At 34.4% G+C, this 24,273-nt stretch carries 21 protein-coding genes; 1 reads left to right on the top strand and 20 read right to left on the bottom strand.

The genetic code is table 11. The features are described 5' to 3' along the window. Positions 1–234: 234 nt before the first annotated feature. The 6 genes from rsmD to prfA form a co-directional block, all read right to left on the bottom strand. Positions 235–783 carry a 16S rRNA (guanine(966)-N(2))-methyltransferase RsmD gene (rsmD, locus tag DYH56_RS08525; RefSeq protein ID WP_114642427.1) on the bottom strand — a complete coding sequence of 183 codons (549 nt, stop codon included), beginning with the start codon at positions 781–783 and terminating at the stop codon, positions 235–237. A 221-nt stretch (positions 784–1,004) separates the two neighbouring features. After that, a complete protein-coding gene (gene queA / locus DYH56_RS08520; protein WP_114642463.1) occupies positions 1,005–2,027 on the bottom strand; it encodes a tRNA preQ1(34) S-adenosylmethionine ribosyltransferase-isomerase QueA in 1,023 nt (340 codons plus the stop codon). A gap of 307 nt (positions 2,028–2,334) precedes the next feature. Next, positions 2,335–3,180: a protease modulator HflC gene (hflC, locus tag DYH56_RS08515; protein WP_114642426.1), complete on the bottom strand. Its 846-nt coding sequence runs from the start codon at positions 3,178–3,180 to the stop codon at positions 2,335–2,337. After that, complete coding sequence (gene hflK / locus DYH56_RS08510; protein WP_233500016.1) at positions 3,161–4,246, bottom strand: FtsH protease activity modulator HflK; 1,086 nt, start codon at positions 4,244–4,246, stop codon at positions 3,161–3,163. Before hflK ends, hflC begins: the two co-directional genes overlap by 20 nt. 111 nt (positions 4,247–4,357) lie before the next feature. Further along, positions 4,358–5,509, bottom strand: coding sequence for a peptide chain release factor N(5)-glutamine methyltransferase (prmC, locus tag DYH56_RS08505; RefSeq protein ID WP_114642425.1), 1,152 nt, complete (start codon positions 5,507–5,509; stop codon positions 4,358–4,360). Further along, the gene (gene prfA, locus DYH56_RS08500; protein ID WP_114642424.1) at positions 5,509–6,582 is read right to left on the bottom strand and encodes a peptide chain release factor 1; all 1,074 of its coding nucleotides are present in this window, start codon (positions 6,580–6,582) and stop codon (positions 5,509–5,511) included. The genes prmC and prfA overlap by 1 nt, the downstream gene beginning before the upstream one ends. A gap of 540 nt (positions 6,583–7,122) precedes the next feature. Here prfA and asnA point away from each other — a divergent pair. Next, positions 7,123–8,121 (top strand): aspartate--ammonia ligase, encoded by a 999-nt coding sequence (gene asnA / locus DYH56_RS08495; protein ID WP_114642423.1) that lies wholly within the window; start codon positions 7,123–7,125, stop codon positions 8,119–8,121. Positions 8,122–8,207: 86 nt separating this feature from the next. Here the strand turns inward: asnA and DYH56_RS08490 are convergent, their stop codons facing one another. The 14 genes from DYH56_RS08490 to DYH56_RS08425 all read right to left on the bottom strand — a co-directional run bounded on the left by DYH56_RS08490 (position 8,208) and on the right by DYH56_RS08425 (position 24,269). Then, positions 8,208–9,926, bottom strand: a complete 1,719-nt coding sequence (locus tag DYH56_RS08490) for a secretin GspD/PilQ domain-containing protein (protein ID WP_114642422.1) — start codon at positions 9,924–9,926, stop codon at positions 8,208–8,210. A gap of 4 nt (positions 9,927–9,930) precedes the next feature. Further along, a complete protein-coding gene (locus DYH56_RS08485) occupies positions 9,931–10,446 on the bottom strand; it encodes a hypothetical protein (RefSeq protein WP_114642421.1) in 516 nt (171 codons plus the stop codon). Beyond that, positions 10,436–11,074, bottom strand: coding sequence for a hypothetical protein (locus DYH56_RS08480; protein ID WP_114642420.1), 639 nt, complete (start codon positions 11,072–11,074; stop codon positions 10,436–10,438). Before DYH56_RS08480 ends, DYH56_RS08485 begins: the two co-directional genes overlap by 11 nt. A gap of 28 nt (positions 11,075–11,102) precedes the next feature. After that, positions 11,103–11,660: a PilN domain-containing protein gene (locus DYH56_RS08475; RefSeq protein ID WP_114642419.1), complete on the bottom strand. Its 558-nt coding sequence runs from the start codon at positions 11,658–11,660 to the stop codon at positions 11,103–11,105. Beyond that, a complete protein-coding gene (pilM, locus tag DYH56_RS08470; protein ID WP_114642418.1) occupies positions 11,661–12,713 on the bottom strand; it encodes a pilus assembly protein PilM in 1,053 nt (350 codons plus the stop codon). It lies immediately after the preceding gene. Between the two features lie 19 nt (positions 12,714–12,732). Continuing rightward, positions 12,733–13,602 carry a hypothetical protein gene (locus DYH56_RS08465; RefSeq protein WP_114642417.1) on the bottom strand — a complete coding sequence of 290 codons (870 nt, stop codon included), beginning with the start codon at positions 13,600–13,602 and terminating at the stop codon, positions 12,733–12,735. A gap of 116 nt (positions 13,603–13,718) precedes the next feature. Beyond that, entirely contained in the window at positions 13,719–14,243 is a 525-nt protein-coding gene (locus DYH56_RS08460) for a PulJ/GspJ family protein (RefSeq protein ID WP_114642416.1), read from the bottom strand. Between the two features lie 4 nt (positions 14,244–14,247). Continuing rightward, positions 14,248–14,859 carry a type IV pilus modification PilV family protein gene (locus DYH56_RS08455; RefSeq protein WP_158539102.1) on the bottom strand — a complete coding sequence of 204 codons (612 nt, stop codon included), beginning with the start codon at positions 14,857–14,859 and terminating at the stop codon, positions 14,248–14,250. Positions 14,860–14,879: 20 nt separating this feature from the next. Then, positions 14,880–15,605 (bottom strand): prepilin peptidase, encoded by a 726-nt coding sequence (locus DYH56_RS08450; protein ID WP_114642414.1) that lies wholly within the window; start codon positions 15,603–15,605, stop codon positions 14,880–14,882. Positions 15,606–15,808: 203 nt separating this feature from the next. Next, the gene (eno, locus tag DYH56_RS08445) at positions 15,809–17,116 is read right to left on the bottom strand and encodes a phosphopyruvate hydratase (RefSeq protein ID WP_114642413.1); all 1,308 of its coding nucleotides are present in this window, start codon (positions 17,114–17,116) and stop codon (positions 15,809–15,811) included. 207 nt (positions 17,117–17,323) lie between these two features. Beyond that, positions 17,324–19,048 (bottom strand): peptidylprolyl isomerase, encoded by a 1,725-nt coding sequence (locus tag DYH56_RS08440; protein WP_114642412.1) that lies wholly within the window; start codon positions 19,046–19,048, stop codon positions 17,324–17,326. A gap of 27 nt (positions 19,049–19,075) precedes the next feature. Further along, positions 19,076–20,464 (bottom strand): sigma-54 dependent transcriptional regulator, encoded by a 1,389-nt coding sequence (locus DYH56_RS08435; RefSeq protein WP_114642411.1) that lies wholly within the window; start codon positions 20,462–20,464, stop codon positions 19,076–19,078. 243 nt (positions 20,465–20,707) lie between these two features. Next, positions 20,708–21,022, bottom strand: coding sequence for a PG0541 family transporter-associated protein (locus DYH56_RS08430; protein ID WP_114642410.1), 315 nt, complete (start codon positions 21,020–21,022; stop codon positions 20,708–20,710). Between the two features lie 217 nt (positions 21,023–21,239). After that, entirely contained in the window at positions 21,240–24,269 is a 3,030-nt protein-coding gene (locus DYH56_RS08425) for an efflux RND transporter permease subunit (RefSeq protein WP_114642409.1), read from the bottom strand. Between the last annotated feature and the right edge of the window lie 4 nt (positions 24,270–24,273).

The raw sequence follows: 24,273 nt of genomic DNA, 5'->3' as shown, positions 1-24,273 counted from the left end.
TTTTTCTCTTCAGGATATTTAGTTTGCATATATTTATACCGTATACAGAACATTTTGTCAACAAATAATATTGTGATTAAATTATTTTAGTGGTGAAACCAAAGAAAAAATAACAAATAAAAAATACTTTCAACTAAGTAAAACCTAAACAAAATAAGAAAAGTGGTTATTTTCTTAAAAAATAAAAGAGAGGAAAGTCTTAAAAACCTTCCTCTCTCAGCCATTTATAAATCTTTATCTGGTGTAAAAACTCAATTCTTTTTTACCGTATCTTCTTTCATCTGCTTTTTTAAATTCTGCTACACTTTCTGCCATATCTTCTAATATATGGTGTTCTGCTATTATTAATCCATTTTCTGCTAATATTTCCGTTTCAGCTATCTTTTCAATTACCACAGTACATACATTATCTTTGTACGGCGGGTCCAGAAATATAATATCAAACTTTTCCCTTTTTTTCCCTAAGATTGTAAGAGCTCTCAAAGTTTCGTTCTTATATGCCCTGCACTGATCTTCAAATCCTAAATTATTTACATTTTCTATGATCACTCTAAGGGCGTCTTTTTCCTTTTCGATCATTACAGCTCTTGAAGCTCCACGACTTATTGCCTCTAAAGCTATATTTCCAGTTCCACTGAATAAATCCAATACTTTAGCTCCATCTATATAGGGAGCAATCATTGAAAACAATGATTCCTTTACCCTGTCTGTAGTTGGTCTGGTATCAAATCCATCCCTGCATTTTATATTTTTACCCTTGGCACTTCCTGCTATTATTCTCATATTTCCATACCTCTTCTTTTATTTTGTTATCCATTTTTTTGACGCAGACTAAAATCTGACTTTTTTGATTTTGACACAGATTACATTACATTAAATTAAATCAAAATTCCCTACACAAAACTCACTAAGAAATAGCCTCAGAGAACACTAAGCTTTTTAGTAATCCTTTGTGAACTCTATCTCTTTTCCTCCGTGTGCTTCGTGTCCCATTTTTTTCTGTGTTAATATATAAACATTGCATCTCCAAAACTAAAGAATTCATATTTTTCTTTTACAGCTTCCTCGTAAACACTAAACATAAAGTCCTTTTCAGACAGTGCCGAAACCAGCATAAGCAGGGTGGATTTAGGGAGATGAAAGTTTGTAATCAATGCATCTACTATTTTAAATTCGTATCCCGGATAGATAAATATCTCAGTATCTCCAGAAGTTGCCATTAACTTTCCAGAACTATCGGCAGCTGATTCTAACGTTCTTACAGAAGTTGTCCCTACTGCGACTATCCTTCTCCCCTCTGCCTTTGCCCTGTTTACAACTTCTGCTGTTTTTTCCGGCACTTCAAAAGTTTCAGAGTGCATCTTATGTTCCAATACATTTTCAGTTTGAACAGGCCTGAACGTTCCCAGTCCAACTTCTAAATATACATCCACTACTTCTACACCTTTTTGGGCTATTTTCTCAAATAATTCCTCGGTAAAATGCAGTCCGGCTGTAGGAGCTGCTACCGACTGGCCTTTTTCAGCGTAAACAGTCTGATACCTGTCTCCATCTTCTAATTTTTCTGTAATATATGGCGGTAACGGCATCTGCCCCAATTCATGGATGATCTCTTCGAAAACTCCATCAAAAGTAAATTCAAGGATTCTATTCCCGTCATCTTTTACCTCTTTTAGAGTAGCTTTTAACTGGCCATCTCCAAATATTATTGTCTGATCCAATTTTAATTTTTTAGCACGCCTTACCAAACATTCCCATCTGTTTAATTCCAGTCTTTTCAGTAAAAATACTTCCATCACTGCTCCGCTTTCTTTTTTACCTATAAGTCTTGCAGGAATTACCTTGGTAGAATTTCGAACGAGAACATCGCCCTCATTCAGATAGTCTAAAATATCATAGAATTTTTTATGTTCTATCTCTTTTTTAGTTTTATCTACAACCAATAGTCTCGAATGATCCCGGGGCATTGTAGGGGTCTGTCCTATCAATTCCTCCGGAAGATGGTAGTCATAATCCGACAATAATATTTCTTCTTTTATCTCTTGCTTTTTCTTATTCAATTTCTATACCTCTTTCTTAATTATTTCTTTTTTTCTTTGTCACGAATTGCACTAATTACCTCGAATTTAAAATTCTTAGTTCTTACTACTCCTAAGTAACTTTTTTTTGCCACTAATCTACACCAATAACTAAAATCAGTAACAAGTTACTCTCTTATTTTGTGCCCAAGATTTAAAAATAATCTTTTAATTTGTGTAATTTGTGACTAAGCTTTTATTATTAGTTTTAGGTTATTGGTTAATAATCGGTGTTCATTGGTGGCTAAACTCTTAGCTATTTTGTTTGTAACATCTTCCATAATTCTGAATCTGTAGATAATATTACCTTGGTTTTTTTATCCATAATCTTTTCATAGGATTCCAAAGTTTTCATAAATTTATAAAATTCAGGATCTCTGTTGTATGCGTCAGCATATATTTCCAGAGCTTTTGCATCTCCTTCACCCTTTAATTCCTCTGATTTTCTGTAAGCTTCTGCTAATATTATAGTTTTTTCCTGGTCGGCTTGAGAAGTTATCTCCAGTGATTTTTCTCTTCCTTCAGCTCTATATTTTTTAGCCTGTTGATTCCTTTCAGCTTCCATCCTTTTATAGATGTTTTGTTCATTTTCTTTAGGCAGCTCTACCCTTTTTATCCTTACATCTATTATCTCAATCCCTGAAGATTTAGCTTTTTTCCTGCTTTCCCCGGTTACATTTTCCATAATAACATCTCTTTTGGAAGATATTATTTCAGATAAGGTATATTTCCCCATCTCTCTTCGGAGTTCGGAATATACGATGTCATCTAATCTGGCCTGGGCTCCTCCTATATTTTGTACACTTTGTAAAAATAATAGGGGATCAGCAATCTTCCACCTGGCATAGTTATCTATTACTATACTTTTCTTTTCTTTAATTATAATTCCCTTAGGTGCTGCATCATAGTTTAATAATCTTTTATCAAAATATCTGACATCATCGATAAATGGAAGTTTTGCATATAATCCAGGCTCCGTTACCACTCTTTTTGGTTTTCCCAACCTGATCACAACGGCATTTTCAATTTCTGAAACTTGAAATAAAGATGTAGATAACACTATTACAACCATTACCAGAATACTAATTATTAGTTTTTTCATTAGCTTCCACACCTCCCCCAATTAAGTTTATAATACTTCCTTTTAATTCAGGATCTATTATTATTTTTTCAATACCCGGCATTGTTTTTTCCATAGTTTCCAGATACATCCTTGTTTTTGTAACCTCTTTCCCCAATGAATATTTTTCACTTAATTTTATAAATTTTGCTACATCTCCCTGGGATTCTTTTACTCTTCTTTCCTTATAAGCTTCCGCTCTATTTACCATTTGAGATGCCTGTCCACGGGCATTTGGAATAATGTCGTTCCTATAACCATTAGCTTCATTTATAAATCTAGATCTGTCTTCACGGGCATTGGCTACTTCTTTAAAAGCCTGCATAACTGCTTCTGGGGGCCCTACATCCTGCAGCTGCAATCCTATTATCATTATTCCAATTCCGTAACTGTCTAATATTTCCTTTAGTTTTTCACGGGTTTCCTCTTGTATCCCCTCTTTTCCAATTGTCAGAGTTTCCTCTATTCCCTTACTTCCAACAACCTGTCTAAGAGCAGATTCAGATGCACTTTTTATCGTTTCATACTGATCTTTTACATTGAATATATAATCTTTTAAGTTGCTGATTTTATATTGGACACTAAAATCAACATCTATCATATTTTCGTCCCCTGTAAACATCAATGATTCCTCTGGGATATTTTGATACCTTGCAGGTGGCCCGATCTCAACAGTTTCAAATCCTATCTCCACCCTATAGACTTTTGTTGTTTTTACAACATATCTTCTCCCGATTGGTCTGGGAAAATACCAGTGCATCCCAGGTCCTACAGTTTTAGAATATTGTCCAAACCTAAGAAGTACCGCCTCCTCATCTGGTCCGACCTGGTAGATACCGGTTCCAAGAAAAACAAGAAATAATATTATCATTACTCCTCCTAATCCACCCTTCATATGCTTTCCAGATGATTTTCTGGGTCTTCCGCCCCTAGGTTGATCATCCCTTGGCGGTTCATTCTGATCATTTCTCCCCTTGCCCTTACCGAAAAAGACCTCCTTTATAAATCGTTGAACATCTTCCAAATCATCGAACCTTATTTCTCCCATAATGCCCCCCTCTAACCTTCGGTTAAATTAATAATTTATAATTGAAAATTAATAATAAATTAGTGTAATCTGTGACTAGATTATTTTCAATTTTCATTTATCCATTTTCAATTATTTTTTTCTCCCTATGACCATTCTTTCGTGTTCTGCATAGTCATAATATACTCCTACATTTAAAAAATCATTTTTTTCCATTATTTTTTTTACAGCTTCCCCCTGATTATACCCGATTTCAAAAGCCAGATACCCGCCTTTGACCAGGTGATCAGGGGCATTTTTAGAGATTTCCTCATAAAAATATAAACCATTCTCAGGAGCAGTCAGAGCTAATTTAGGCTCATATTTTAATACCTTCTCCTCCAACACTTCATATTCATAGTCAGGAATATAGGGCGGGTTGGAAACTATCAGATTAAACTTCTTATATTCTACACCCTTCAGTATATCAGATTTAATGAATTTTACATTGGCAGCATTATTTTCTGCCTTATTTTTATTGGCTACTGCTAAAGCTTTCTCACTAATATCCACTCCTAAAACCATGGATTTTGGAAGTTCCTTTCCTAAACTTATAGATATAGCTCCACTGCCACTACCGATATCCAGTATCTTAGGCTCCTCTATTTCACTCATCAATTTTATACATCTTTCCACCAATAATTCAGTTTCCGGCCGTGGAATAAGTACCGACTCATCTACATAAAATTTATAGCCATAAAACTCCTCAAATCCCAAAACATATTGGAGGGGTCTCTTATTTTTCCCTATTTCTACCAGCATCTCCCGAATTTCTCTTTTTTCTGCCTCTGTGATCTCCCTTTCAAACTTCAGAGTCATATCCATCCTGGAAACTTTCAAAATATGGCTGAATACATGTTCTGCATCTAATTTTGCTTCCTTGGATCCATGTTTTTTCAGGTAAACTATACTCTTAGTCAGGAGTTCTAAAAATTCTTTTCTGTAATTCTTCCCAATCTTATCCCCGTCTAACTCTGTAATTATTTTATCATTTTTACTTTCTGTCTTCTCTTCCCTTAGGAGTTGATCAAATCCAATTTTTTTCTTTATCATCTGTAATATATATCTTTTAATCTTAACCCTCTCATCATCCACAAGGGGTCTGTCATATTCTGCATAGAGTAATATCCTGTCGATGGATAATACGTATGATATTACCTTTTCTGCCTCTAATCTAGGTTTAGAAAAGGAGTATTTTTTAAAATACTCCTCACTCCATCTCAATATATCGAGTAGATTTTTCATTAATCTACCATACTTTGTAGTTGATCTGCCTGGTCAAATGTGATTAATCCATCGATTATCTCATCTAAATCTCCATCTAAGATATAGTCTAACCTATGAAGGGTAAGCTTGATTCTGTGATCCGTTACTCTTCCTTGCGGGAAGTTATATGTTCTGATTTTTTCAGATCTGGCTCCAGTTCCTACTTGTAACTTTCTGTCTCCTTCTACCTCTGATCTTTGCTTTTCTACCTCTGCCTCAAATATCTTAGCAGCTAATATTTTCATAGCTTGTTCCCTGTTTTTTAATTGTGATCTACCATCTTGACATTGAACAATAGTTCCCGTCGGTATATGAGTTATTCTTACTGCTGAATCGGTAGTATTTACATGCTGACCACCTGATCCGCCTGATCTGTATGTATCTATCTTAAGGTCAGATGTCTTGATATCAACTTGTGCTACATCATCTATTTCAGGTAAGATTGCTACTGTAATTGTAGAAGTATGAATTCTTCCAGATGCTTCTGTAGCAGGTACTCTTTGTACTCTATGTACTCCTGATTCAAATTTTAATCTGGAGTAAGCTCCCTGCCCTTTGATCAAGAAGATAATTTCTTTCAATCCACCTACACCAATCTCATTTTTATCCATTATTTCTATCTTCCACTTTCTTCTTTCAGCATATCTACTATACATTCTGAAAATGTCCCCAGCGAATAGGGCAGCCTCGTCTCCACCTGCTCCACCTCTGATCTCTACGATTACGTTTTTATCATCGTTAGGATCCTTTGGAAGTAACAATATTTTCATATCCTCTTCCATCTCAGGTAATTTTTCCTCTATCTCGCTTTTTTCTTCTAACATCATCTCTTTCATTTCTTCATCTTTTTCATCTTTTAAATTTTCTTTGATGAATTCTAATTCTTCTAAGTACCCCTTGTATTCCCTGTATTTTAATACAATTTCTTCCATGTCATTTATGGCCTTATTGTATTCGATCATCCTCTTGTGATCTGTAGCTACTTCTGGAGTCGCTAATAATGCATTTAATTCATCATATTTTTTTGCTACGTCATCTAATTTTTTAAACATCTATTCATCCCTTCCTACAACTTTATTTTTTTACAATATCTATTGTTCGTTTTTTTATTTTTTCTTAATTTTTATAGTGGTATATACCTTTAAAATTCAAGACTTTAACTTATAAAGTATACCATAATATGTTATTAAAAACAATTACCCCTTATATTAGGGGTAGTTTGATAGACCCAAATTTAATGTAATACCATTTTTTAAGTACTATAATATTTATTATTGACATAATCAAAAAAATGTTCTATACTAGTTACAAATAGATTATAAGGAGTAAGACTATGTTTAAATTAATTATGATTTCTAACAATAATAATAATAATAATAATAATAATAATAATATGAGGGGATTTGTAGACAGATAACATTTAGTTATCTTTAGGCAGATCCATTTTGTGATAAAAACAAGATGCAAATGCCTAGAACCCCTCAATGAAACTATAAGGGAAACCATCAAGGCAATTTTGCTTTGATGGTTTTTTAATTTACCTCACCTTTTTAACCTAATAATCTTAAACAAATAAACTCAGGAGGACAACCATGAAAAAAACAACAGACAAGTATGAAAGTAAACTATCACTATTAGAGACAGAGATCGCAATCAAAAAACTTAAAGATTTTTTTGAAAGTTCACTAGCTTACGAACTTAACCTAACTAGGGTTTCAGCTCCCCTGTTTGTAAAAAGCACATCTGGATTAAACGATGATCTCAACGGAATTGAAAAGGCAGTATCTTTTTCAACTGAATATGAGGAAAGATTAGAGATCGTTCACTCACTGGCAAAATGGAAGAGAATGGCACTATACAGATATGGATTTAAATCCCATACAGGTTTATATGCCGATATGAATGCCATAAGAAAACATGAAGACCTTTCTGAGATCCATTCTCTATATGTAGATCAATGGGATTGGGAGAAAATAATTTTAGAAGAGGAAAGAAACATCACAAAGCTTAAAGATATCGTCGATAGAATATATAAAGCATTTAAAAAAACAGAAAGCTATATAAAGAGAGAATATCCAGTTCTTACTCTTGGCCTACCTGAGGAAATACACTATATCACAGCCGTTGAATTAGAACAAAGATACCCTGAGCTTACTCCTAAAGAAAGGGAACATGCTGTAACTAAGGAATATGGTGCCGTATTTATTATTGGAATCGGGGATAAACTTCCTTCTGGAGATCGTCACGATGGCCGTGCTCCGGACTACGATGATTGGTCATTGAATGGAGATATATTATTTTGGAACTCTGTATTAGACAGATCTTTAGAGTTATCTTCTATGGGTATCAGGGTAGACAAAAAAGCTCTCCTAGAGCAACTGGAAAAAACAGATACCATGTGGAAAAAAGATCTGGATTTCCATAGATCGCTTCTTGAAGGAAAACTACCCTTTACTGTAGGCGGGGGAATAGGGCAGTCTAGAATCTGTATGTATTTCCTGGAAAAAGCCCATATTGGAGAAGTCCAGTCATCTTCATGGCCTGCTCATATCATTGAGGAGTGCCTGGAAAAAGGGATAGAACTTCTGTAAAAAAACAATAAAAAAAGGTACCCCTCCAGATTTTAGGAGGGATACCTTTTTTATTTATATATAATTTTGAGTTTAAAAAATTCAATCTAAAGATCTATTCCCTCTTCCTTTGTCCTTTCGAAATTAGGGTAGATCCTGTTGAGCTTCCCTGTTGTAGCCGGGTTTTCCTTAAACTTAGACAGTTCTATCTCTGAGTTTGCATTTTTATCTGTTACTATTTCAGCAGTCAGCTGAATATATACTTGCGTAATATCGTTTTTAGTTGTAGTGCTTCTGAATAAAGTCCCCAATAAAGGAATATCCCCCAGGATAGGCACCTTGTTGACAGTTTCACTTACGTTAACCTTTTTTAATCCCCCTATAAAGATTACATCTCCATCCTGTATCTGTACCTTTGTTGAGATATTACTTTGCTGTTTTCCTCCTGAGTCACCTGAATATCCAGAGGTTAATTCAAAATCACTGACCTCAGAGCTGACCTCGAGAATTATTGTATCCGGTTCATCCAATCCCTCCCTTATTATAGGAGTTACAGAGAATATTGTCCCGGCTTCTTCCCAAATCGGTTCCTCTGTACGATTACCATCATCATCAACCTCTACCTTTGTTCCTACAATTACTTCTTCTGTCACTTTAAAATCAGCCAACTCTCCATTTACAATGACCACAGAGGGTACAGAAGAGATCGATAAATCCGAAGTAGTCTGCAGAAGATTTATTGAAAGGTCCAATAAGTTTTTTCCATCATTGAATATATCCAAAAAATCAATGGTACTTCCTGCAGTAGCCACTGATCCTGCTGTTCCTGCTGCACTCAATAATCCTACACCAGTACCTTCTTTACCTGGATTAGTAGGGTCATTTACGTCTTTGTCTTTGTTGGAAAATAACCAATCGAATCCGAGATCTTCAAGCAAATCATCACTTGTTTCCAGCACCTGGGCTGTTATCCTCACCTGCTTTACGGAACGATCTAAGTCATCTATCAATTTTTTAGCTGTATCTATATCATCTTTTCCGCCTTTTAATACCAGCATATGCAGTTTAGGAAATGCAGTCACTGTCAGAGTTTCTCCCAAGATAGAATCCACCACACCCTTTATATCCTCTGCAAAACCATGTTTTAGCTGGATCCTTTCGGTAATAACTTCTATTCCATCTATATTTTTACTGCTCCCCAGCTCCTTTTCTCTGAGGCCTTCTTCTTTTTTTGCTACAACTAACCCCTCTTTATTTTTCTTGTCTAAAATTACATCTATGTTGGTGATCTTATTTTGCCTGATGTCAACCACTTCACTAGATGTAGCGTACCCATTTTTTTCTAATTTTAATATATAGACCCCAGGTCTTATATTATCATAGATAAATACTCCTCCGGCCTCTGTTCTTATAGATTTATATCCACTGTCTACCAAGGTCACTCTTACTCCAGGCAAACCTTGATTGCTGTCACCCACTATCTTCCCCATCAGTGAAGTGGCACCCTTACCTGTCTTGGCTAACATAATTACTTCCCCTACATATATCTCTTCTAACCCATTGGTTACCTTTATTATATCCAATACTTCCCTTAGAGGCTGTCCTTTATTGATGTACAGGTCTATTACCACGTCTTTAACCTCTGAATCCGCTACCATGGTTACCCCGGTTACCTTAGACATCAGTGCCAAGGCATCGGATAACCTAGCCCCATTAAAGTCCATATCCTCCTCAAATCTTGATTGCGGTAATTTTTTTATAGTAGCTCCAAAGGTTGCAGCTCCTACAGTAAAAATTATAAGCAGCATAAAAATATATTTTTTCATCTCATCACCTTTCCCTTAAGTATAGGGGAACGGCTCTACCATTCTTCCCCTGTTTTATTTCTATCCTATCCTTAAAAACTTTAATATAATATACTATTTTTTCTATTTCAATTATTTTAAACCCGCTTACCATAGTTCTATTTTTAGAACCATCTTCTAAATAATAGACCACTGCTGAATTTATTCCATTCTGCTTTATCAGCATGGTTGGTTTAAATCTTGCTTCAATATAAGCTTTGAACTCCTCGTAATTTCCAGAAAATGCATCTGCATCTTCTGTAAACATACTCTCCTTATCTCCATAAAAAATTCCAACTCCTTCATTGTAAACTTCATCGGAAATATATTTAGAGAGTGGATTAACTTCCTCCACTATCTCTATTGCAGGAGGAGTCGCCGCCTCCACCACCTCTATTATTTCTGTTTTTACCGGTATTTTCACCTCTTTTTCCTCTTCCTTCTTCCCGCAAGAGACAAGAACGATTCCTACTAATGTTATAAAAAATATCTTAGTTTTCATCATTACCTCCTTCATTTTCAGCGGTAATATTATAGTATCCCAGCTTAAATTTAACTTCTACCAGTCCTATTTTTTTATCTCCTTCATTAAATGGTTTTACTGCTACCTCTAACCGACTTTTTTTCAGCGTAAGCAGCGCTTTAGAGTTCTCTAAATAATAGAAAAACAACCCTATATCTCTGCCATTACCTGATATTTTATATGGTATAGTCTTTCTTTGGTATTCCTTATTCTCCTCTATTTCCATAGTTTCCGTCTTTCCGATTTCTAATAATTCTATGTTCAGATAATCTAATATATCCTGTATCATCTGTTTTAATCTGGCCTCATCCTTAAAGCTATGCTGCCTAAATTCCTCCAACAATTTTTCTAACCTATATTTTTGAGCTTCCCTTTCTACCTTTACTCTCTCGTATCTTTTTTCAAATAATTTCAAATTTTGTTCAGTTGATATTTTTTCCTGCTTAACTCTCAACAACTCTTCTTTTTTATCAAAAATTTTTCCTATAGGTGATATTACCAAGAAATAAACAACAATAATTATTCCTATAGCCGTTCCTGTGATTATGAGCAGTTTCGTTTGCTTTTTATCAATATTAATATTTATCTCTTTCCCAAATAGATCCATAGCGCTCAACCCCTAATTATATATCAGTCTATTCCAATACTAACACATATTCAAATTCATTTATTTTTTCCCCATATTTACTTGATTTTCTCAAATAATTTAGAGTTACAGTCCCGTACACCTCACTATCCAGCATCCTTTCTTCAAAATAGTAGGCATTCTCCTCTGAACTCTTAGATCCGTCATCCTTAAAAGAAAAGCCTTTTATCCTTACCTCTTTCCCCTCATAAACTAAATTTTGAATCCATACATTTTTAGGAATATTTCCCTCCAATGACCGTAAGATCTCCGACACCCTCAAGTTTTTTTGTGAGAAGATATCCTCTATAATCTCTATTTTTGCACCCAAATTAGTTTCTTTTTTAGATTCCAGGGTCAATTGTTTTATTCTATTATTATTTTCTGCTATCTCTGTCATTTCTATACTAATTTTTTTCTGGACAGAATTTTCTATCCTTTCGATACCGAAAGAAACTGCATAGAGAACTAAAAATACCATTACGAAAACACCAAAACATTCCCTGATATGTTCCTCTATCTCTAATTTGTCTTTATATTCTTTCGTTAAAAAATTCATCTGATTCATTTATCCCACCTCTTTTATTAAGGCTCCCACAAGGGTCGTCATTTTAAAACTCGATAATAGTTCCTTGTCCTCTATGTTTTTATAGTCTAAATTTAATAGGTTCAAATCTATCCCCTCACAGGGTATCTCAAAGGCATCATCAAAATAAGTTTTAAATCCCTTTATAAGTGCTCCTCCTCCAGTTAATATAATTTTACTTATCCTTCCTTCAGCCAAGTTAGTATTAAAGTATTCCAGAGAATCTTCTATCTGAGTAGTCAATTCATTCACTATTGATGTGAGATCTTTGAACATGGACATCTCACCCTGTGTCTTATAATCTCTAGCCTCATCATCACCTAATTCCAGCTGTTGTTTCTCTAGTTCTGCCCCTTCATAATCTAACATCTCGTGGTCTTTTATTATCTCAGTAAAATCATTTCCACCTATTCCTACTATCCTGAGCATATTCAGGGTTCCCAGTGTACTCATAAATATTTTACTGGTTTCTCCCCCTATATCAACGATCATTATATTTTCAGCCGTCTCTTCCTCCGATTTTTGATCCAATAGATCCACTAAATCGTTGAGAGCAATAAAATCTGGAATTATTTTCAATACCCTTATTTTAAATTGACTTAAAATACCCATAATTTTTTCAATTTCCTCTATGGGAATTGTGATTACCAACAGTTTTTTATAGAGATCATTTTCATAGACTGTTTCTATCTGGGTAATAAATTCATCCTTTGTATAACCTGAAATTATATCCTCAAGATCCTCCTCTATTTTAGCCTCCAGGTCAGCCTCTGCATCTTCCTCTTTAGTGTTGTTATATTCCAATGTTTTTACATAAAATTTAGAAGCAGGCATGGTCACTATTAAATTTTTCCCCTTTAGATTTATTTTTTTTTCCAGTATCTCCAAAGATTCCTGAAGAGCTATTATTTTTTCTTCAGTCATATCCGCATAATTAACAAAACCCACCTTATCTATCTTCTTATTTTTATAGAGTGCCACCTTTATTCCGCTGCTCCCTATATCTAAAGCTCCGTCAACCTTGAACTCAAACATAGATTCTCCCCCCCTTTTTTTATTTTAATTTCTCTACCGTCATACTTTTTAATTCATCCTTATCTATTATTATACTGCTCCCACTAGACGTTGCTTCCGCATCTTCTATATAGGTTATTCTGTAGTCTTCTGTTCCTGAATCCCCTATAGTTGTTTTATCTATGGATACTATTTTTTCATAGGTTAGTTCTATAGAGGTTGATGTAGTGGGATCCAATTTAGCAGGAACCAAAGGAGCACCTATAGAACTTCCATCTATATATACCCCACTTACCGTTGTTAATCTATACCCTCCCACACTTATTGCACTTCCTGTTGTTTTTGTCCACAACCTCACTATTTTTTCCCCGGTATTATTCATCCAGGCACGACTGGCTATTTTACCATCTATGATTTTATCCTCTGCTACCCAGGGTTGAATCAACACATCATTAGAAGTTATAGTTGATCCAGAACTGACTTGTATTGCTGTTCCTGTAGTCGGATCCCAATAGGCTGCAAAATATTCATTATAGTTATTTAAAACTACCCCTGTATAATGTTCCCCTAGTTTTGGAACTATAGTTATCACACCTCCAGAGGTAACTACTTCTTGAGTATACCTTTTTGTTATCGAAGGAGGTGTTGTTGGATAATTATCTCCTCTATAATCTGGTGTTCCGCTAGTCTCATAAAGATATCCTTTACTCACATATTCATCAGCCAAATATAGTTCATAGTGGGCTATAGCTGATCCGCTGTCCAGACCACTGCTTATCCTCATTCCCTTTATCTTATATATCGACCGCTTATTTCTATTCCTTGCTATATAATACATGGTCAGGGTAATTGTCATAAAAAATGACAGCATCAATATAGATAAAATTAAAGCCGAACCTTTCTTCTTCATAACTCCCCCCTATACGCCTTCGGCGTAATTGATAATTTATAATGAACAATTTAAAATTAAAATCTCTAAAACCACTTCGTTTCTCCCTACGAGGGAGAGACATAAGAAGAAGAGGGTTATTCTAAATTTATCCTTGTGACTCCCACATCTCTGACCTCATTTCTTACTTTTCCTTCCAATCTATCGGGTAGATCTATCTTAAAATAAAAGAGTAATATCTTATCTTTATATTTAAACTCGCCTTCTTCTACATTACTTAAAATAATAGAACTACTAGTCGTTACTTTTAATTTTAAATCCGTATCATCTAAATAATATTCAATATCTTTAGAAACTCCATTAAAATCTACTCCGTGGATAATTATTTTTTTTCCTGTAGAGCCGTCAGTAATTAGGTTATTATCAGTATTATTATCAAATACTTCTATCGGTTCCCCGCCTGGGTTACTTCTTGCATTTCTTACATCTCTTTTGATAAACTCCACTACCTCATTCAACCTGCTGTCTACCTTGGACTGATTATAAAGTCTGTCTTGAGCACCTGTGAAGGCATCGATCATAGGAGAAAATATAAGCATAACTATTCCCATTATAGCTGTTACTGTTATTATTTCTATTAAACTAAATCCACTTTTTTTCATCTCATCACTTCCAATTTTCGATAGGGGTTATTATAAATGTGGTCTCCATCTCTTTTTCCCTGCCGGTTTTTTTAGCAGTATCTGTATCTCCAAATCCAAATATAAATTTTCCGTAGATGAGATCTTCTCTATACATATCCTTTGGACCGGCTGGTGTCTCACCTGTGACAGGGTCGGTATAAGTATCATCACTGCCATCACTCTTTTTTAGCTTGGCTATATTTTTATCCTTATCCATAACCACATAAAAACTAGCTTCATTAAGATTTATTCCTTTTGAATTCAACAAAACTAAATCTTGAGATATCCCAAAGGATGATCCAAAACCATCTACAGTAAAAGCTCCTCCACTGGTAGAACTTAACGAATATTTTGTTCCTCCCAATGGATCTAAATTATCATATCCCCTGGATTTTATATAATCTATCATGGTCTGGCTGATTCTCGCTGCCTCCTCGGTTTCAGAGGCTCTATGATGAAACAGCATAGCCTGTGTTGCTACAGTAACCACCGGCACTATTCCTAGAAGTAATATTCCCAGAGCTACCAAAGCTTCTATTAAACTATATCCTGTTTTTTTTTTATTCCTTCTATTTTCTGTTCTTTCTACACTCATCATTTCACCACCTCTGTCGTCTAGCTCAAATACCCCACCACTAATCCTGCTATTGCTATATACGGTCCAAAAGGCATTATGTCCTTTCTTGTTTTTCTCTTTAAAAGAATCAGTCCTACACCAATTATCGCTCCTGTGATAAATGCAATATTTAAGAATATAAAAACCTGATATAGGCTGAAGTATCCAATCATTGCTCCTATACCCATGGCTAATTTCACATCTCCAAACCCCATTATCTCATGACCAAAACTTTCTCCAAAACCATATAAAACTATGTAGAATAGTGCAAAAATTCCTGCCCCTAATACACTTCTTTCAAAACCAATGGTAAAAAAAGAAGTCACAATTCCTATTATAAATATAGATAAGCTGACCCTGTCCGGGATATAATAGTGGGTAAAGTCCACCCATATACCAACAATTAGGAGACATATGAATATCAAATACTTTATTCCCATGATCCCTAATCCAAACCTTAAGAAAAACAGGTAGAATAAGATCCCTGTTATAAATTCTACAAGGGGATACTGTATAGATATCCTCTCCTTACAGCCACTGCATCTCCCCCTCAAAATAAAGAGATAGGAGAATACCGGTATATTTTCATACCACCTGATAGTATGTCCGCACGACGGACAATGAGAAGGGGGGAATGCCACACTTTCCCCCCTAGGTATCCTGTAAATACAAACATTTAAAAAACTTCCTATAATAAATCCCAATAATAAAACTAACCACTGCATCTTCTACCTCACTTTTAATAACTATAATAACTTTCATAGTATTTATAACCTATACTTGTATATTTTGTTTTTTCCTATATTAAATTTAATTAAAAAAAATTAATTTAAAACTGTAATTATAACAACTATATCATTATACGACTAAATTCCATCTTGTGCAATATTTCCAAAAAAAAAAGGTGCCCTAAGACACCTTTAAAAAATTATTTATTTAAGTTGTAGAATACTCCCATACCTTGGTATACAGCAGATTCTCCTAATTGCTCTTCAATTCTTAATAATTGATTGTATTTAGCCATTCTATCTGATCTTGATGCAGAACCAGTTTTGATTTGACCAGCATTAGTTGCTACTGCAACGTCAGCTATTGTATCGTCAGAAGTCTCTCCTGATCTATGAGATACTACCGCAGTCCATCCTGCTTTTTTAGCCATCTCGATAGCTTCTAAAGTTTCAGTTAAAGTACCAATTTGGTTTAATTTAATTAAGATTGAGTTAGCAGATTTTAATTCGATTCCTTTTGCTAAGTACTCTGTATTAGTTACTAATAAATCGTCTCCTACTATTTGAACTTTATCTCCCATCTTTTCTCTCATAGATGCAAATCCAGCCCAGTCATTTTCATCTAATCCATCTTCGATAGATGTGATAGGATACTTTTCTACTAATTGTGCATACCATTCGATCATTTCAGAAGTTGTTCTCTTAACTCCACCTTCTCTTTTGAAGTGGTAAGTTTTGTTTCCATCTTCTCCACCATCACAGAATTCAGATGCAGCAGCATCTAAAGCTAAAGTGATGTCTTTTCCTGGCTCATATCCAGCAGCTTTGATAGCTTCAATGATGATATCTAAAGCTCCTTCAGTTCCTTCTATTTTAGATGGTGCATATCCACCTTCGTTACCTACGTTTGTAGAATCTCCGTTAGCTTTTAATATTTTCCCTAAGTGATGGAATACTTCTGTTCCCATTCTTAATCCTTCTCTAAATGATGCAGCTCCTACTGGTTGTACCATGAATTCTTGTACATCTACAGCTGAGTCAGCATGTGATCCACCATTTAAGATGTTCATCATTGGTAATGGTAAATCTTTTGCATTTGCTCCACCTAAGTACTTGTATAAAGGTTGTCCTAAAGCATTTGCTGCAGCTTTTGCAGTTGCTAAAGATACACCTAATATTGCGTTTGCTCCTAATCTTGATTTAGTTTTAGTTCCGTCTAAAGCAATCATCTTTCTGTCGATCGCTACTTGATCAGTTGCGTCCATTCCTAAAACAGCTTCTTGGATTTCAGTGTTTACATTTTCTACTGCTTTTAATACACCTTGTCCTAAGTATCTAGATTTATCTCCATCTCTTAATTCAACCGCTTCTCTCTCTCCTGTTGATGCTCCTGAAGGCACTGCTGCTCTTCCCATTGATCCACATTCTAAGATTACGTCAACCTCTACCGTTGGGTTTCCTCTTGAGTCTAATATTTCTCTTCCTAAGATTTCTACTATTCTAGTCATGTTGTCCTCCTGAATTTTTTTTATTTAATATGTATTAATAATAGTACATTTTTTTATCTATGTAAAGATTAATTTTGTATCATTTTCAAACAAATTTAGAGCAAAAAATGCCTGGATGTTATTTTAACTAACTTTTATAGTCTACACTTAAAAATTTGTTTTTTCAAATGAAAAAGATATAGAAAATTTCTATATCTTTTTCACTGACTATAATTTTTTCATCTCTTCCATTAACTTTTGATTTTTATAATCATAGACTACTCTGTCTCTGACTTTATCAAAGTCAGCTTCTTCAAATTTTATTTCCTTTGTCTTTTGGAATACATAGATTCCCTTTTCAGTCTTTATTACACTTATTTCATTTAGGTTAGATTCAAAGATTTTTTTAGCCAATAGATCATCGTATCCTAAAGATTTAATATATCCGTCTTTCTTTATATCTAAATATTCTACAACTTTATACTTTGAATATGCTTTTTTACCGGCATCTTCAAAGGTTAATTTATTGGTTTTCAACTCTTCAGCTACTGTTTTAGCAGTTCCCATGACTTTTTTAAAAGTTTCTTCCCCTGAGCTTACCTTTATCAAGATATGAGATGCTTTAACCTGCCCTTTTTCCTCATTTTTATTTTCTACAAAAATAATGTGATACCCAAATTTAGATTTAACAACTTCTGGATACACCTTCCCCACTTCACCTTTAAAAGCTGCTGTTTCAAATTCAGGAATCATCTGACCCTTTCCAAACCATCCTAAATCTCCGCCATTTGGTGCACTTGGTCCCTCTGAGTATTTTTTAGCCATCTCAGAAAAATTAGCTGCATCTACTTCTTTCAAAATTTTGTCGGTTCTCTCTTTCGCTTCTTCCATATCCAGGTCCGTTGGATTTACAACAAAATTAATTATATTGGCGTCAGCACTGGCCTCTATATTGTAAACTTCCTTATTTTCATTAAAAAACTTTTTGATCTCTGCATCATTCACTACAATATTTTCTTTGATGTTATCTACAAGCTGTAATTTAAGATCCATTATCTGGTTCATAGTCGGCAGAGTTTCATCTTTTTCAGCCCCTCTATCCATTGCAATTTTTGCCAATTTAATCTCATCTTTTATACTGGCTGTAGATTTAACTTTTGCCTCATTATAGTCTTTAACACCGTAGAAAGACTGGTATAATGCACCTTTTATGATATCTATATTTGTTATCTCAAATCCATCTTCTTCAAATTCTACAGTAGGTGTGATTTTACCGTAGTTTTCTCTGATATCGTCTAGTTTAGCCTCTTTTTTACCCGCTTCTACTAATTTAATCAACTCTTTATTTCCATTTACTTCCTTTAGATTTTTCTCAACGAGAGGTTTTGCCACCTCATAAGTTTTACCTAAATACTCACTATATCTACCTTTTTCATATTGAGATATTTTCTCTTCTTCTGAACTTTTAGTCTTCTCAACTATTTTATCTCTGGTTTTTTCCACTAAGATAGAGTCTTCAATAGATTGCTCAAAAGTTTTTTTTGTGTACCCTTGTGCACTTAACATCCTTTTAAATTGTTCTTTATCTGGAATTTGTGCTTCTATAGCACCAATTTTTACCTTTACTTCTGAACTACTTACCTTAACCTTAAGATCATTTCCAATTTCTTTCAAAATTTCATTGGTTAAGATGTTATCCACCGCTAATATCTTAGCTTCTTCCCTGTCCATAGGAGTTGTAAAGTATTGACCATATTGATTACTGATATTATTGATCCCTCTCTCTAACTCAGGAATTGCTATCTTATTTCCATTTACTTTAAAAGCATATTGTTTATTTTTTAATCCCATGCTGATATTACTAACTATTACAGTTAACATCGAGATGAAAAATCCTATTGTAATCATCCAAATTACAGGTCTCATCTTTTTTCTTAAACTTCTAATCGCCATTATATTTCCCCCATTTTTATTTTAATCCTATCCTTTTTGATCCAGTTTATATCTTCTAATCTTTTCATATAATGTAGTTCTACCTATCCCTAATAATTTTGCTGTTTCCTGCTTATTCCATCTGGTTTTTTGTAAGGCTGTAGCTATTACTACTTTTTCAACATCAGCTAAATTATAGAGTTCCTTCTCTAAAATTTCTTTTAGTGGTCCCAATCCAATTATCGTTTTATTTTCAAGGGTATCTGATTTCATCTTGATTTCTAACGGCAGATCTTCTACTCCGATTACCCTATCAGTTGATAGTATAACCATTCTTTCAATTATATTTTTTAACTCTCTGATATTTCCAGGGTATGAATATTCCATAAGGTATTTCATTGCGTCACTTGAGATAATAGGCATCTCTCTATGGATATCTACAACTATCTTATTTAAAAAATAGTTAGCCAGTAGTGGAATATCGTCTTTTCTCTCTCTAAGCGGCGCCATTTCAATTGGAAAAGCTGTTAATCTATGATATAGATCACTTCTAAACTTCCCGCTTTCAACCTCTGTTTTAAGGTTTTTATTTGTAGAAACAATAAACCTGATATCTACTCTCTTAGTTTTATTTCCTCCTACCCTTCTAAATTCACCATATTCTATTACTCTAAGTAATTTTGCCTGAGCCTTGATATCTAAACCTGTAATTTCATCTAAGAATACAGTTCCCCCGTCAGCTTCCTCTAAGATTCCTACCTTCCCAGATCCAGATCCAGGGAAAACATCCCTTTCATATCCAAATAATTCCGATTCTATTATATCTGAAGACATGGATGCACAACTGATTACCATAAAGTTTTTCTTTCTTCTATCGGACTTTTTATAGATTTCTGCTGCTATCAATTCTTTTCCTACACCATTTTCTCCACTAATAAGAACAGTCAGGTCACTTTCTGCTATCTTGTCTATTAAGTTTTTAATCTCTTTGATCTTAGTACTTTGCCCGACAATTTCTTTAATTTCCTCTGTATCAGACAGCTTCTTTTCTAACTTTCTCTTTTCCTTCAATATAGATAAACTTTGTAAAGCCGGGAAAATTAACTTATTAAATTCTTTTATACACAAAGGTTTTAATAGGTAGTTATATATGTCAGCACCTCTTAGGTCTTTTAATACTTCATCAGTTTCTTCCTCTATTAACCCCACTACTACAAAATCTTTTCCTATACCATTTAATTTTCTTCTTACCTCTGTAAAAGTAAACCATGTCATATTTTGATCCAATAAAATAATGTCAAAATCACTTTCCCTCAACATATCTAACCCATCTAAAAAATTATTAAAAGTAATTACTTCATATTCACCTAACAACTCTTTTCTTACCTGCTTTAAAATTTCTTTTCTTTCAGAAATTGCTAAAATCGATTTTTTCACAATATCCCTCCTATATTCTTGATTTTTTTCATCACTGTATTATAATCAATCAAGTGTCAAATTTCAAGATTTTTTTGTTTTATTTTGTTTTTTTTGAAACATATTTCCAATTTCATTACACAAAGGTAAAACAATTGGCGTTTCTAAATTAAATATTCTTAATTTTACTTCTGTATCTGTATAACCATTAAATTTTTGAGTTCTAAAAATTTAAAATGAGGGCGATTAACACCCTCATTTTATCTAAATATTAATATATTCCAGTGCTCTTACCGATATGTCAAAAGTTATATTATACTCTAAACTCTCTTTTAAATTGGAAAATTTTTCCACCAGTTCGTAGCACCTTTCCTTTTCTGCTATAACCAGTAAGATTTCATCCTCTCCAGGCCAGACATGGGTATTGAGATGTTTTATTCCTTTTTGCCACGATACCTTTAACTTTGGGATAATAGCATATTTTATAACATCACTATTTTTTAACTCCTCCAATATTAACTCTTCTAAAGATCCGTCAAACAATAATCTGAGTTCTTTATATTCTCCCTTTAATTCCATAGAAGCCTCCCCTCTGTCACCTACGGCAAAATGTACAATTTATAATTGATAATGGATAATTAAATTAAAATCTCTGAACACTTAGTTTTATTGAGTTCTTAAACAGAGAAATTCTATTTTTTCTCTGAGTTACTCTGTGACCTCCTTACTCTGCGTTGAAATCTTTTTATCTTTTATCTTTCACGATAATTCGTTCCATTCGTGGTTCAGTTTTTTTTTATTTTTTAAATTTAGCCTTTACCCTGTCCACTCCGTTTTCTACCAATTCATAGAGCACCGGTATTACCACCAGGGTTAACAAGGTGGAAATCATCAATCCAAATATTACAGCTATAGCCATACTCTGATACATCTCAGACCCCTGCCCTATCCCTAAGGCTAACGGTAACATCCCTAACATAGTTGTTAGAGTTGTCATAAGAATCGGTCTCAGCCTTGTTCTACCTGCTTCTAACACAGCCTGCCTTCTGTTACTTCCCCTTGCAATCAATAACTTTATATAATCTATAAGTACCAAGGCATTATTAACTACTATACCAGCTAACATGATAATTCCTACCATTACCATTACATTAAATTCCTTACCTGTAATTATCAGACCTGCATATACCCCCATTATGGATAGTGGTACAGATCCCATGATTATAAATGGTAATACCAATGATTCAAATTGAGAAGCTAATATTACAAAGATTAAGAATATCGCAATAAACATAGAATTTTTCAGCTGTACCATCATCTCACTGGTTCTTTGGTTATCTCCACCAAATCTATAACTTGTAGTGTTAGGAACACCTAATTTCTCAATCTTCTCCGTAATCAATTTTTCCACTGTTTTACTGTTATTCCCGCCTCTTAAATTTGCACTGAGGGTTACCTTTCTGACTCTGTTTAATTTCTCCTTTTCTGCTGGTCCTTCTGCTATCTGTATATGGGCAACATCTGAAACTTGAATAATATCCCCTGAATCTAATTTTAATTTACTTGTCATCAACTTAGACAATGATTTTCTATATTCATCAGGCAGCATTACATTTACCTCGATCTCTTCTAAATCTGTTTTCAGATCTATAGGATTAGATCCTAATACTTGATAGAAGATCACCTTATTGATATCTGCTGGTCTTATACCATAATATCTTGCCTTTTCCCTGTCTATTACTATCCTGGCCTCAGGACTTCCTCCGGTCAAACTACTCTTAAAGTCCCCTATTTCCGGCATATTTTTCATCTCTTCAAAGACCAGATTAGCAAAACTATCCAATTGTCTTGCATTATCCGATGTAAGATCTAGACTTATGTCTCTCCCGCCGCTGTCTGGGCCCTTAGCATATCCGTCGGCTACATTTAAATCTACATCAGGAATTCCTTTTAATTTTTCCCTTATGATATCCGTTATTTCAAATACCGATCTATCCCTGTCTTTTCTCAGGTCTAACTTTACATTGATAGAAAATCCATCATTCTCTACCGATGTTTCTATATTTTTTGTATATTTATCGGCCTCTAATATTTTTTCTACCCTTCTGGTAATAGAATCAACTTTATCCAGTGTAACTCCTGGCGGCGTTTCCCCCGTCACTACGTATACATTGTCATCTGTTGCAGGGATAAATCCTCCTCCAACTATCTGAATTCCCGGTATTACTATGGCAAAGAACATTATTATTACTATCAATAAGGTTTTAAACTTATTCCTTAATGTCAATGACAATAATTTTACATATTTCTTTTTTATTAAAATAAGAAATCTTCCATCCTGGACTTCCACTACCCTTTCCTTCAATATCTTATTGGATATCATGGGTACAAAGGTCATGGCAACTAATAATGAAGCCAGTAATGAAAAGGTTACAGCCCACGACATCCCCCAAAATACTTCTTTAGCCAGTCCTTCTGTCATTACTATGGGTAAAAATACCGCAACTGTAGTAGCTGTAGAAGCTATGATCGGCACTAACATCTCCGAAGCTCCATCTCTGGCAGATTCAAATTTAGGTTTTTTCAATTCTGTCATATGCCTGTAGATATTATCCAGAACTACTACCCCATTATCTACCAGCATCCCCACTCCTAGGGATAATCCCATGAGAGATATTATATTCAATCCTACCCCTATACTATTTAGAAAGAAAAATGCTCCTATAATGGATAGCGGTATTGCCATGGCTATGATAATCGTAGCTCTGAGATCTTTTAAAAATATAAACAATACTATTGAAGCAAGGATCAGCCCTGCTATGGCACTATTTTTTACATTGTTTATAGAGTTGGATATATCTATGGATGTATCATAGGATACACTTAATTTTACATCTGACGGTAACGTCTGTGACAGTGATTCAATGGCTTCTTTTACTCCATCTGAAATCGATACAGAGTTTCCATCGGTAGACTTCTCCACCGATATGGAAATCGAAGGAGTGCCATTCATCCTGTTGTAACTCTCCACATCTTTATTTCCCAACTTTACATTTGCTACATCTTTCAGATATAGCACCTCACCATCTTCATTACTGATCACTATATTCTGTACCTCTTCTATAGTTTTTAATTCTGTCATTACCTTAATAAGATATCTCTTTCCGCCTTCTTCTACAGTTCCGGCAGGAATATTCGAACTGGATTTTCCAATGATATTATAGAGATCATCGATATTCATTCCATAAGACTCTATCTTATTTGGATCGACCTCTACCTTTACTTCTTTTTCATATCCACCATAAACCCCTACATTTCCAACTCCTAAGATCTGTTGAAACCTGGGTTTAATTCTATTTTCTGCCAAACTTTTAGCTGAAATCAAATCTTCAGCCGAGACTGTAACGGCAATTACCGTTTCTCCCCCTGGTTGAATTTTTTTTACTATGGGGGTATTTATATCCGATGGCAGATCATTCCTAATGTTGTTTAATTCTGTCTGTACGTCGGTTACTTTCTTATCTGTATCTGTTCCATAATCAAATTCTAATACAACGAAGGATGAATTTTCCGATGAGGTTGAGTTCATCTCTTTTATCCCTTCAATATTGGGCATAACTTCCTCTATTTTTCTGGTAACCAGACTATCCATATCCTCCGGGGTAGCTCCTATCCAGGTAGTCTGAATCATTACTACAGGAACGTTCATATTTGGCATAAGATCTACCGGCATATTTTTTAACCCTAATAAACCCATTCCCACCATGGTTATCATGAGCATGATAACCGAAACAGGTCTTTTTATTGCAATTGATGATATAGCCATCTTC

Source organism: Psychrilyobacter piezotolerans (genome assembly GCF_003391055.1).
Classification (GTDB): Bacteria; Fusobacteriota; Fusobacteriia; order Fusobacteriales; family Fusobacteriaceae; genus Psychrilyobacter; species Psychrilyobacter piezotolerans.
The sequence above is the reverse complement of the archived record's forward strand: the minus strand, read 5'-3'. Positions and strand labels throughout refer to the sequence as shown.